Annotated in this window: 10 protein-coding genes; 9 read left to right on the top strand and 1 reads right to left on the bottom strand. The window is 46.4% G+C overall.

Annotated elements, in window-relative coordinates:
• Positions 1-133: 133 nt before the first annotated feature.
• Positions 134-1,705: a sigma-70 family RNA polymerase sigma factor gene (locus ACFTRD_RS15780; RefSeq protein WP_379381687.1), complete on the top strand. Its 1,572-nt coding sequence runs from the start codon at positions 134-136 to the stop codon at positions 1,703-1,705.
• A gap of 173 nt (positions 1,706-1,878) precedes the next feature.
• Here ACFTRD_RS15780 and ACFTRD_RS15775 read toward each other — a convergent pair whose 3' ends face one another.
• Positions 1,879-3,735: an alkaline phosphatase gene (locus tag ACFTRD_RS15775; protein ID WP_379383069.1), complete on the bottom strand. Its 1,857-nt coding sequence runs from the start codon at positions 3,733-3,735 to the stop codon at positions 1,879-1,881.
• Positions 3,736-4,122: 387 nt separating this feature from the next.
• Here ACFTRD_RS15775 and ACFTRD_RS15770 point away from each other — a divergent pair, with 387 nt between their 5' ends.
• The 8 genes from ACFTRD_RS15770 to ACFTRD_RS15735 all read left to right on the top strand — a co-directional run bounded on the left by ACFTRD_RS15770 (position 4,123) and on the right by ACFTRD_RS15735 (position 13,205).
• Entirely contained in the window at positions 4,123-5,439 is a 1,317-nt protein-coding gene (locus ACFTRD_RS15770; RefSeq protein ID WP_379381685.1) for a hemolysin family protein, read from the top strand.
• A gap of 161 nt (positions 5,440-5,600) precedes the next feature.
• Positions 5,601-6,509, top strand: a complete 909-nt coding sequence (locus tag ACFTRD_RS15765) for an ArsR/SmtB family transcription factor (RefSeq protein WP_379381683.1) — start codon at positions 5,601-5,603, stop codon at positions 6,507-6,509.
• A 321-nt stretch (positions 6,510-6,830) separates the two neighbouring features.
• Complete coding sequence (locus ACFTRD_RS15760; RefSeq protein ID WP_379381681.1) at positions 6,831-8,555, top strand: ABC transporter substrate-binding protein; 1,725 nt, start codon at positions 6,831-6,833, stop codon at positions 8,553-8,555.
• A 101-nt stretch (positions 8,556-8,656) separates the two neighbouring features.
• The gene (locus ACFTRD_RS15755) at positions 8,657-9,613 is read left to right on the top strand and encodes an ABC transporter permease (RefSeq protein ID WP_379381679.1); all 957 of its coding nucleotides are present in this window, start codon (positions 8,657-8,659) and stop codon (positions 9,611-9,613) included.
• A 13-nt stretch (positions 9,614-9,626) separates the two neighbouring features.
• A complete protein-coding gene (gene opp4C, locus ACFTRD_RS15750) occupies positions 9,627-10,568 on the top strand; it encodes an oligopeptide ABC transporter permease (protein WP_379381677.1) in 942 nt (313 codons plus the stop codon).
• Between the two features lie 9 nt (positions 10,569-10,577).
• Positions 10,578-11,561 (top strand): ABC transporter ATP-binding protein, encoded by a 984-nt coding sequence (locus ACFTRD_RS15745; RefSeq protein ID WP_379381675.1) that lies wholly within the window; start codon positions 10,578-10,580, stop codon positions 11,559-11,561.
• Positions 11,554-12,519, top strand: coding sequence for an ABC transporter ATP-binding protein (locus ACFTRD_RS15740; RefSeq protein ID WP_379381673.1), 966 nt, complete (start codon positions 11,554-11,556; stop codon positions 12,517-12,519). The genes ACFTRD_RS15745 and ACFTRD_RS15740 overlap by 8 nt, the downstream gene beginning before the upstream one ends.
• A 191-nt stretch (positions 12,520-12,710) precedes the next feature.
• Positions 12,711-13,205 carry a hypothetical protein gene (locus tag ACFTRD_RS15735; RefSeq protein WP_379381671.1) on the top strand — a complete coding sequence of 165 codons (495 nt, stop codon included), beginning with the start codon at positions 12,711-12,713 and terminating at the stop codon, positions 13,203-13,205.
• Positions 13,206-13,208: the final 3 nt, after the last annotated feature.

Raw genomic sequence — 13,208 nt, 5'->3', positions numbered from 1 at the left:
CTGTCTCAAATGTGGATATTATTCCGCATTCGGGACAGCTTTTCCTATAATATAAAAGTAACCTTTTTCTAAAATCAGGGCACTTAAAGATAAATACATCAAGCAGCAAGCGCACAGGAAGGAGAAAGACACATTGAAGATATGGATCGATGGGGCAATCCAGGGGGAAGCGGGGGCTTATGAACAGCTGGTGACACAATTTCGGGGGATGGCATTGGCTGTCGCTTATCAAAAATTAGATGACATGTTTCTGGCTGAAGATGTGGTTCAAGAGGCGTTCACAGAGGCCTTTGCTAATCTGTCAAAGCTGGAGAATCCCGATGCTTTTCCCGGGTGGTTCAAAGTCATCGTGGAAAGACAATGTTACCGTCAAATGAGGCGTAAGCAGCATGCCACTGTTCCAGTCCTGGAAATTCAGGACCTCATTCAGGAAGAGGATGAAGCTCACAATCCTGAGGAACAGGCTTTGAAAAGAGAAGTGCATCGTCTCTTACGAGAGTCAATTGCCATTTTACCTTCTTCCATGCAGCTTGCTGTGGATCTGTTTTATTTTCAAGGCTATTCACTCAAGGAAATGTCAGAGTTCCTTGGTGTCAAAGTTCCAGCGTTGAAGAAACGCCTGCATGATGCCAGGTCCAAACTCAGGAGATCATTGCCTGTGGCAGACGTCATCTCGGTATTTAGCGATCTATATGAAGGGGGAAAAGGAATGCTTCACATTATGAATGGTGACCATGCAGCTGACCGGTTAAGACAAAGCGGGATTCAAGGTGACATTTTGGTCTGGCGAGAGCTCTATACATTTGGACCAATAACGAGAAATATGAGGAATGAGAAGGCGCAAAGTGGACGTGCACAATATTTGGTGCAGCATTTGGGCATTCCGCAGACTGAATATTTGAAAATAAAAGAACTGGAGCAGAGGTTAAGCTCATTCCATCAATACAAAGAGATCGTTCTGTGGTTTGAGTATGACCTTTATGATCAGTCGATGCTATCGTACTTGCTGCACTATTTTAAGGAACAGAACCTAAAGGATACGAGGTTGAATCTGTTATGTATTGATTCCTATCCGGATATTGAGCATTTTCGGGGACTAGGGCAGCTTACCCCTTCGCAAATAGGGCATTTATCCGGTACTTGGCATGTAATGGAATCAGAGGAAGTCGAGGCTGGCAGCGAGTTTTGGGCTGCCTACGCATCGTCTGACATTCAGGATCATCAGGACTATTTGCGGGGAAATGCATCGGTGCTTCCTTTTGCACACGCTGCATTCAAGGCCCACCTGTCCCGTCTGCCTTCTGTATTCAATGGACTGAGCATAATTGAACAAACCACGCTGAAGGCTGTAAGCGAGGGCGTGGATCACCCCTATCCATTATTCAAGCATGTTGGTAACCAACTGCATATCTTGGGGATGGGGGATCTGGAGTACTGGGCTCATCTGAAGAGAATGACAGAGGAACCTCATGCCTTACTTCAATTAAGCGGTGTACAAGCCTTTCCTGATTTCCAGCAGCAACATGAGGATTTCCGTCAAAGTGTCCTTTCTCTGACCGAACTAGGTACTCAGGTGCTGAACGGAGAAGCGGATTGGGCGTTGGTAAGAAAAGAAAGATCATGGGTTGGCGGTCTTTCGGTCGAAAAAGGGGAAGCAGCCCCTTGGCGTTGGGACACGGATAATGAGAACGTAGTGATACAGTAGTGATACAGTATGGTGTCACAGTGAAAGAAAGTATTTGTAGTAAAGGGAGTAAAGCATTAAAGGCAGTACAGTAAGTGGGCGTACTAGCCATGCCATATCCATAAATCGTGAACAAAGAGTATCCCCGCATGCCTGAGCATGAGGAGGATACTCTTTGTTTGCCTAACGTTATTTTACTTGGACGCATCCAATTTTAATGCGGTTACCATCTTGCGGAACACATCCGTATTATCCAGATAACCGGAGAACAGGCGGGACCCAGGTCCTGAGGCATTGATTGGTACATCGTCGAATGTGTGGACTTCCTGGCCTTCATCATGAGGCAGGTTACCCGTATAGTGGACACCGTCCGGATCTTTATCCGGGTTAGCGATATACCATGTTTTGTCCTTCACATTAGGGTCCTGAATCGTAGGACTGATTGGCACCGGATTGGAGAGATAGTCCTCATTATTGTCCGGCATATTGCCCCAGCCAACAGCAATCTTCCACTCCGAATCCGGATTGTCTGGGAAGCCATCTCCGTTTGCATCCACATACGTCGGGAACTTGGAATCAGCATATGTGCCGATCAATTCACGGAGTTCGTCGCCCGATTTACCTTTGGAGGCTTCCGTGTTATATGTTCCGTTTAGGGTAAGGGAATGACCATGGTCGGATGTGACGATAACGAGCGTATCCGGGTGTTCCTTCGCATATTCCTTAACCCGACCCACCGTTTGATCGAATTCTATTGCATCCCATACAGAGCGTTCAAAATCCATGGTGTGAGCCTGTTTATCAATCGATGCGCCTTCGACCATCAGGAAAAATCCGTTCTTGTTCTGTTCCAGGACCTGAAGGGCTGTGTCCGTCATTTCCATCAACGTTGGCTGATCGGTATCCTTGCCCACGATTTCTGTGTTGTTGGGCTGAGTATATTCCCGATCATAATATACACTCATGTTGCCTTTGCGGAATAATCCAAGCAAGGATTTGGTAGAGGAAGACTTGTCCAGATTCGTTGCATCTGTAACGTAGGTATAGCCTTCTTTTTTGAACTCCTCCACGATATTGCGTCCGTCTTTGCGTTTTCCACCATCATTCGCTGGAAGGAACCACTCCAGTCCACCGCCCAGAATAACATCCGGACGATTCGCTTCATTCAGATACATACTGGCAATCGCTTCTTGCTCCCCGCGTTTACGCGTGTGAACAGCCATCGCTGCCGGTGTCGCATCCGTCACATCCGCAGTCGTTACAAGGCCCGTAGCCATGCCACGTGTCCGCTTGACCAGCTCAACGATGTTTTCCACCTTTGGATCGTCAAAAGGATCAGGTGTATTGTCCGGGTAGACCCCCTCGGCATTTACGGCCGTTTTATGACCGGTTGCATAAGCGGAAGCACTATTGGCTGAATCGGTGACGATGGAATCCATGCCAGACGTGGTGACCATGCCCATGGAATCCATTTGTTCCATCTCCAGCCAGCCATTGAATTTGCCTTCGTGAATACCCTTGGATACAACGCGAGCGGCGGTGCGAATATTGGCACTCATGCCATCGCCGATCATCAGAACGACATTCTTGGCTTGTTCACCGTTTGTTAGTATGGCTGTGTCTTTGGAAGGATTGAATACTTGGTATACGACCCGTGAATATGTACGCTTGCCTGTAGCCGTTGTTTCGGCAGTTACCACAATGGAATCACTCTCATTGAAGGTAACATCCCGGATGGTGTATTCTGTGCTAAGATCCGTGCTGCTTGTCCATGTTCCGGATTTGCCGAAATATTTGTCTGGTGACAAACCATTAACCTGGATTTTGATATCTCCCGATTTGAGCTTGGCACCGTTCAGCTCAACTCTGAAATCCAGCTTTTGTCCTGCCAGAATCTGAGCGCGGTCGATCGGTAAAATGGTAAATGCGGCCGGGGCCGTTTGTTGCTGGGTAGATACGGGTTCAGCATTGACCTGCCAAGGCACTGCAGTAATCGCAACAGCCGCGCTGAGTAGTAGAGCATTCCATTTCATAGCATGATGGCTTTTCATTTTCAATGTACATACCTCCGGAATCCAAAATTGTTGTTCTATTTGGAAGTATATAGCTGAATGATTAACTGAGCGTAAGAGAAAAGTTAAACCGTGAGCAAGAAGATGCATATATTTGTTAGTAAAACGTAAAAGAAACAGCGTATTCAGTACATTTGTTAATGAAATAACCCGTATGCATCATTTCGTTGTCATAGGACACGGATTGACTGTGTAGTGTAGAATTATATAATAAAAGAAGCATATCTTTGTTATTCGACAGAAGAAGGTGGAGGTGAAAGCATTGGGAAGTTGAAACTGCATATGAGCGGCAGAATGGCAAATATCCTACATTTTCGAAGGAGGTGGACCTATTTGCCGAAGAATGACGGCGAATAGGATGATAATTTGAGTGACCCCTTACCGAGTATATTCAATTTAATTTTAATTGCTTTGCTTGTATTGATGAATGGTTTTTTTGTCTCGGCAGAGTTCGCGATGGTCAAAGTTCGTGGCAGCCGGATCGAAGCTTTGGTGGAAACAGGCAATAAAAATGCGATTTATGCTTCCAATATTGTACGCAACCTGGATGCTTACCTATCTGCGTGTCAATTGGGCATAACGCTTGCTTCACTTGGACTCGGGTGGCTGGGAGAGCCAGCAATAGCTCACCTGTTAGAGCCCATCTTTACTGCATTTGGATTGGGTCCGGTATACGTACACGGGATTTCCATTGCGATTGCTTTTGTTATTATTACGATTTTGCATATTGTACTCGGGGAACTTGCTCCCAAGACGATGGCAATCCGCAAATCAGAGACGATCACGTTATGGTCTGCGGCGCTGCTTACGTTCTTTTACAAATTAATGTATCCTTTTATCTGGGCACTGAATGGAATGGCGAACAGCCTGCTGAGAGTGTTTCGCATGGCACCGGCCTCGGAGCATGACTCGGCGCATAGTGAAGATGAGATACGCATTCTGATGAAAGAAAGCAATAAGAGCGGTTTAATTGACAATACTGAATTGGCGCTTGTTGATAACATATTTGATTTTACGGCAACGACCGCCCGTGAAATTATGATTCCGCGGACGGAAATGATCTGCCTGAATGCCAATCAGTCCATGCTGGAAAATTTGGAAATTGCCAGTGAGAGCATGCGCACCCGTTATCCGGTTTATAACGGTGACAAAGATCATATTATCGGTTTTATTCACATTAAAGACCTGATGCGGTCTCAGCTTACAGATACGATCTCGGTAATCCGGCCGATTCTCGCCGTACCCGATTCTACCCCGATCAGTGACCTGCTCAAGCGGATGCAGCGCAGCAAGACTCAGATAGCCATCCTGATTGATGAGTACGGAGGAACTTCCGGTCTTGTAACGCTTGAAGACATCATGGAAGAGATCGTAGGCGAGATTCAGGACGAATTTGACCAAGAGCGTCCGGCGATTGAGAAAGTGGATGAAATGGAATACTCCATTGACGGCCTCATGCTGATTGAAGAGGTTAGTGAGCGCTTTGGTCTGGATATGGACCGGGCGGACTATGATACGATTGGCGGCTGGTTATACTCCAGAGTAGAGACCATCCCACCAGAAGTGGGGCAATCGGTAGAGTATGGTGGATATGTCTTTGTTATTCAGGAGACCGAACATAAGCGGATTTCTCGTGTAAATGTGATTAAGCTGGATCTGATGGTTGAAGGGGAAGGCGCCTAATCCAAAGTATTATTTTTGGAGTCAGGTGATTCCGGTCTATAGAGAGGCCGTACGGTGGATTAATTCACTGTGCGGCTTTTTGTGTTTACCCTATAATCGTAGCTTGCATGGCTGCAAACAGGGTATAATGGAACGACTTTGCAAGATAGGAGAGGTTGAGATTGAGCTATCGCATTGAGGTGGGATTTACGCCTGTATTTGAATTCATGGCCAGTTTGCATACATATATTTGCCGGAAATCGCATAAAAAGATTGATTTATCCATAGCTTGGGCGCAAGGTACAGAAGAGCAGCTAACCCCTGAGCTTGCTACTGTTTTGCAAAATATGAACGTGGATGATGATTGGAAATGGATGTATTTGCTTGTCTGTTTGCGAATGGAAGCTGAGGAACCGGAGGATTTTATTGAATGGTTCAGCCAACAAACAGTGCCTGAGCTTCGTGACATTTTTGCCCGGTACAGTTTCCCTTATACGGATGATATCGCTGCCTTTCAGACCAAGATGATCTATGTCTTAACCGGGTGGAACGAGCAATATTTTCGCTTGCTTGATCCAGCGATTATTCAGTGTTTAAGGCAGGAGGTGCTCAACCGCAAAGCGCAATTGCGCCAATTTCCTCAAGAGAATGTACTGGACGAGGCAACCAACGGTTTGATGTTCCGGGATGTAAATGGACTGGAAAAATTGCTGCTAGTGCCTCAATTTCATTTTCAGCCGTTAAATGTCATCCTGCATTTTGGGGATACCCTGCTGTGTCATTATTCCTCCAGATTGTATATGGGAGACAATGAGTATATTCCGACCCATCATTTGCGTGTGATTCGCAGTCTGGGAGAGAAGAATAGGCTGAAAATTATGCGTTTTCTGCATCAGGGACCGCGCTCGTTCATAGAGATTGTTCGTCACTTGAAGCTCTCCAAAGGAATTACTCATGATCATCTATCCAAGCTTCGTGGGGCTGGACTGGTCTATGCGCATTTTGAAGGAGAGAGCCTGGTAGAGTATTCACTCCGCCTTCATGCTCTGGAGCAAATTTTGCCAAATGTCATGGATTATCTGGAGCAATAACGTTTATCAAAATGTGGTTTTTAGTAAAAATATATTCCTCCGATACAGCCGTAGGTTTGTGGTGGCCGAACTGAAATTTATTCAGGAAATCCGCGCAGAACATACGGCTATTTTATCGCTTTAAAGTGGATATTAATGGGTTTAATATAAATATTTTTTTGTGGTTCTCTATTTACAGAACCGAATGCGGTTCTTATAATAGGGCTTATCGAACTTATACCTACTAATTTCATAGGAATTATATATATTCTGAATTATTTCGGGAATTAGGAACGGCTGAGCGAGAAAAATATGGACTATTTATGAATTGGGGAGGATTTTATGAGAGTGAAAGGTTTATCTGTGGCATCGTTAATGATCAGTAGTGCGATTGTGTTATCTGCATGTGCTGGCGGTGGAGGAACAGAGACCACTACTTCTGGAAGCGGAACAACGAATTCGGGCACAAAGGCGACTCCGGTTGCAGCAGCACTGGATGTACCCTTTCATGCGACGGACCTGAATCTATTACCTGAGACGGCAAAAAAACGGACGGATACGGTTATTGTGGGACTTACGGATCCCAGCGGGGCTTTCACACCGTATTTCCACCAGAGCGGATATGATGGCAACGTTGCCTCATTGCTTTTTGCTTCGCTGGTTACTGTGGATGAGAAAGGATTGCCTGTGCCAGACCTGGCTGAAAGCTGGGACGTATCCGACGATCAGCGTACATACACGTTTCATCTGAGAAAAGATTCCAAGTTCAGTGACGGCTCTCCGCTCACGGCAGATGATGTCGCTTTTACATGGACCATTCTGCATGACAAGTCGTATGACGGGGGATTTGATATTTTCTCCACCAAGGTGAAAGGCGGCAAAGCGTATACCGAAGGAAAGGCAGATCACATCGAGGGTATTAAGGTCATTGATCCGTTAACGATCTCAATCACGCTGGAACAACCAAACGCAACTGCTCTGCTTACATTGGGCTCAGAGGTGTTGTCCAAAGCCTACTACGGCAAAGACTATCAATTCGGAAAGCTCGAATACATTAAAAATCTTCATGCAACACCTGTAGGCAATGGCCCTTACAAACTCGAAAAGTTCATTCCGGGTCAGGAAGTACGATTCGTTGCCAACGAGTACTATTACAAGGGCAAACCAAAAACCGAGCATTTCATATATAAAACATCGGAAGGAGACACCTGGCAGTTTATTGAGACCGGAGAGATCGACTTCACTTCGTTCACGGCTACCCAGGAGAATATTGATAAGCTGAAAAATATCCCCTACCTCAACCTTCTGCCTTACACACCAAGTACATACGGATATTTACAGCTCAATCTGGAACACGAACAGCTTCAGGAAAAAGAAGTACGGCAAGCCATCACCTATGGCCTGGATCGTCAGTCCATCTATGTGGACGCCAACCAGGGGGCAGGGGCTGTTGCCAACATCCCGACTTCACCTATTTCCTGGTCATATACGGAGGAAGGTATTAATCCATACGCCTATGATCCAGACAAAGCCAATCAATTGCTGGACGACGCAGGCTGGGTGCCTGGAGCGGATGGCATCCGTGAAAAAGACGGGAAGAAGTTGTCCCTGCATTTCCTCGGAACGAAAAGTCCGGCCACGGATATCTTCATTGCAGTAGCCAAAGAAAACTTTGAAGCAATTGGCGTACAGTTCCAGCCTGAAGTCTTCGCTGATTTCAACTCGCTTGTCTCCAAAGTGGAGAGCGGCGACTACGACATGGCTTCCTTCTCTACACCGATGTTAACCGATCCTTCGGATGGGGTACTGCAATTTGTGGATGGTGAGCTGAAAGGCTACGACAATCCCAAAGTGAAAGAGCTGTACAACAAAGGTCTGGCTACGACAGACATTGAGGAGCGCAAGGCAGTATACAAAGAGCTGTACCAGTTGCTCAACGATGAGCTGCCTGTCATTTTTACCAGCTACAAAAAAACAGTCTATGCCTATAACGGTCGCATCGATGGACTATCTGTCAGTCCATACCGTGGGATTGCAACCAGCTTGCCGGAATGGTCCCTGAAATAAGCGGTGGTATGAATCAAGAAACATCAATACCGAAATAAACAAAACGTCCCTTGCGTTTGCGATGCCGCAGATGCAAGGGACGCATTGATAAGGAGCCTGATATGAGCACTTACATTGTGAAACGGATGACATATATGGTTCTTATTTTGCTGGCCGCTTCCGTTCTGATTTTCAGCTTATATGCACTTACTCCTGGAGACTATATCTCCAGCAACATTAAACTGAGTCCTGAGCGCAAGGCCGAGCTGCGCGAATTGTACGGGCTGGACAAGTCAGTTATCGAGCGGTATCTGATCTGGATGAAAAATGCCTTACACGGGGATTTTGGATATTCATTGGCCCAGCAGAAGCCCGTGCTCGCGCTGTTCAACGAATATATCTGGAATTCATTCCTGCTGGCTGCCGTGACCACGTTTCTGACCTGGTTCATTGCGGTTATTATCGGTGTGATTGCCGCCTACAAGCAGTACTCGTGGTTCGATACTTTCGTGATGATAGGCATATTTGCAGCCATGTCCGTGCCATCCTTTTTTATCGGATTGTTTTTGATTAAACTGCTGGCGGTTGACTTAAAATGGTTGCCACCGGGCGGCATGATGACCACCGGAAGTAATGCTACCGGTCTGGCATATGTCAAAGAGGTGATTCAGCATATGACCTTGCCTGTAATTGTCATGACCCTGCTCGGTGTAGGCTCACTTACCCGTTATTTCCGCAGCAACATGATTGATGTGATCAAGCAGGATTATATTCGAACAGCACGAGCCAAAGGGTTAAAAGAAAGCAAAGTGTTATATACTCATGCTTTACGTAATGCTCTTTTACCCGCGATAACATTGATTGGCTTCGAGCTGCCTTCCTTGTTCGGCGGTTCACTGATTATTGAGAAAATATTCAGCTGGCCCGGTATCGGTCAGTTATATATGCAATCCTTCTCGTTGCGGGATTACCCGCTGCTGATGGGCTTCACGATGTTTATCGCCATCCTGACTGTCATTGGAACGCTGCTGTCTGATGTGCTCTATCACATCGCAGATCCGCGTGTCCGTTTGCAATAAGGGGGATATGAAAATGACAATCACTTCATCGTCTGTAACGAGAAGTGCCGCAGAAGCTGCCTCACCTATAAAGGTTCCGGCCAAATCTTCTTTATGGAGATTATCGCTCCGAAGACTGCTCAAAAACAAACTTGCCGTTGGCGGATTCATCGTGGTTTTGTTGATGTTTGTAGCCTGTTTCATTGGACCGCTGTTCTCACCTTACACCGATAACAAGATTAATATGGCAGCGATGAAACAAGGTCCAGGCATTCATCACTGGCTTGGTACGGATGCGTTAGGCAGGGATGTGCTTACCCGTGTGTTAATGGCTGGTCGTATCTCGCTCACCGTTGGTTTAGCTTCCATGGTTCTATCCGTATTTATTGGCTCCTTGCTTGGAGCTATTGCCGGATATTATCGAGGCATTGTTGATCAGGTCATTATGAGGATTGCCGACTTGCTGCTTACGATCCCGGGACTGCCGCTGCTGTTCATTTTCGGCGCGTTGTTATCGGATTGGAAAGTTCCGCCGGATTCCAGAATGTATATCGTCATGCTGATGCTCAGCTTTGTCAACTGGCCCGGTATGGCCCGAATGGTACGGGGACAGATGTTAAGCTTGCGGGAGCGTGAATTCATGCAGGCTGCTGTTGTTCTTGGCTTGCGTGACCGTCGCAAACTGTTTCACCATCTTCTGCCCAATATCGTTCCGCTTCTTATCGTCATGGCTACTCTGAATATCGGAGGGTCCATTCTCAGCGAATCGGTACTTAGCTTTTTTGGACTGGGTGTCATGCCGCCAACGCCTACATGGGGCAATATGATCGATGCGGCCAACAACATGATTGATTTTCAACAGCATCCTTGGTTATGGATTCCGCCAGGGCTGTCCATTTTCGTGACCGTTATTGCCATTAACATTTTTGGTGATGGTCTTCGAGACGTATTAGATCCCAAACAGAGGAGAAGGTGAGCACGCCTCATGCAAAATATGATTGAAATTGAACAACTTGAAACTCATTTTTACTCCGAAGAAGGCCATATCAAAGCCGTGGACGGCGTAAGTCTGAACGTACGTGAAGGGGAGACGGTGTGCATCGTTGGTGAATCAGGCTGTGGTAAAAGTGTAACTGCCATGTCGATCATGGGATTAATTGAAGAACCGGCAGGCAAGGTAGTAGGTGGTGCGATTCGTTTTGGTGGACGGGATCTGCTCCGTGAAAGTAAATCCTCGCTGCGTACCATCCGGGGCAATGACATCTCCATGATTTTTCAGGAACCGATGTCCTCGTTGAATCCCGTGCTGAAAATCGGTGAGCAATTAATGGAGCCGCTGATTGTACACTTGAAAATGAGTAAAAAGCAGGCTCGTGCCAGAGCGGTTGAGCTGATTGCCGAAGTTGGTATTTCACGCCCGGAACAGATTGCGAACAGCTATCCGCATGAGCTGAGTGGAGGCATGCTGCAGCGCATTATGATTGCCATTGCCATCTCATGTAACCCGAAACTGTTAATTGCGGATGAACCAACCACCGCACTGGATGTGACCATTCAAGCGCAGATACTGGATATGTTGCAGCACATCAAATCCCAGTCAGGAACCTCCATTCTGATGATCACACATGACCTTGGAGTTGTAGCCGAAATGGCGGATTATGTTGTTGTGATGTATGCAGGCAAAGTGGTGGAAGAGGGGGAAGTTGTGCAATTGTTTGAGTCTCCCAAACATCCTTATACCCAGGGATTGCTTCGCTCCAAGCCGATTATCAATCAACGGCAGGATGAATTGTATTCGATACCCGGACATGTACCTGATCCACTATCCTTGAAAGATTCCTGTCATTTTGCTGATCGTTGTGAGCACTGTATGTCGATATGTACCACACAAATGCCGACGCTCAAGCAGCTTGGACCTGGACAGAAGGCTGCATGCTGGCTGTATGAGGAGGCATTAAGTCATGTCTAAACCTTTATTGGAAATCGAACATCTTAAAACCTATTTTCCTGTGCGCAAAGGCTTATTGAATCGTACAGTAGCCCATGTGAAAGCGGTCGATGATATCAGCATCACGATTCATGAAGGCGAGACGTTTGGATTAGTGGGTGAATCCGGCAGCGGCAAGAGCACCGTTGGAAGAACCATCGTGCGCTTAACAGAGAAAACGGAGGGACAGATTCGTTTTCAAGGTGTAGACTTGCATCATTTATCTATGCAGGAAGTGCGGAAGATTCGTCCGCAGCTTCAACTTATTTTCCAAGACCCCTACAGTTCACTGAACCCGCGCATACGTATTGGTGATGCGATCGGGGAGGCCGTATTGGATCACGGGTTGGCTACCGCAAGCGAGGTTCGTGATCTCGTCAAAGAGGTGCTCGGAGCCTGCGGATTGTCATCTTATCATATTGATCGTTTTCCCCATGAGTTCTCTGGTGGACAGCGACAGCGGATTGGGATTGCGCGAGCTTTGATCTTAAATCCAAAACTGATCATCGCAGATGAACCGGTATCAGCACTGGACGTGTCCATTCAGGCTCAGATTATCAACCTGTTCAGACGGCTTCAGCAAGAGCGCGGTCTTGCTTACTTGTTTATTTCGCATGATCTGAGTGTGGTGGAACATCTGTGTGACCGTATTGGCGTAATGTATCTGGGCTCCATGGTCGAGACGGCCTCCAGAGATGAGTTGTTCGGCAATCCACTGCACCCGTATACGAAAGCTTTGCTATCAGCTGTACCTGTGCCGATTCCCAAATTGAAACGGGAACGAATTGTGCTTAAAGGGGATATCCCCAGTCCAGTGAATCCGCCAACTGGCTGCAAGTTCCATACACGTTGTCCATGGGCAGAAGATATCTGCAAGCAGCAAACTCCAACATATCGGAACGTAGGAGCGGATCATTTTGTAGCCTGTCATTTGATCTGAGCATCGTTACTGCGACGATGGAGCATGAATGATGAGGTCGGCTTAGAATGACGGTGTCTTCATGATATGGATTGATGTATACGCAAGAGGTTCTGTACTATTTTAAAAAGGGATTTTTTTGAAACCGTATAGCTTCATATCTCGTAAACACCTATGAATATCCAAAATATGAAATTGGAGGAATGAACTAAATGATGATAAAGAGTTTGAAGCCTGTCTTAAAGGTGACATTAGCAGCCGCATTAACTTTACCCATGATCTTAGCAATACCTGATGGAAAAGTCGAAGCTACTCCAGATATTTCGAGTGTTAAACCCGTAGCCTTGACCGCACCACCACCGGAGAGCCAAAGCATTCAGAGCTTGGCTCAATTCGAGAACATTTATCAAGCAAGTGGCAATGTTATTCCTGTAGGAGGACTCACTGCATTGGTGAGTACAACGACAACAACTTACACCAAAATGAACAGTATAACGGTACAGTATAGTCTCCAACGGTGGACAGGATCCGCATGGGTCACATATCAATCGAATTCTGTCACGAAAAATAATGTTTCGGCATTGGATGCAAGCTCCAGCTGGACTGTTATAACTGGTTACTATTATCGTGTGGTGAGCATTCACAGCGCAAATAATGGATCAAAAACTGAAACAAGCACACATACATCATCAAATGTGCTATTCTAGTCA

Source organism: Paenibacillus sp. NPDC056933, from assembly GCF_042674385.1.
Classification (GTDB): domain Bacteria; phylum Bacillota; class Bacilli; order Paenibacillales; family Paenibacillaceae; genus Paenibacillus.
This window is presented reverse-complemented; position numbering and strand designations above follow the sequence as displayed.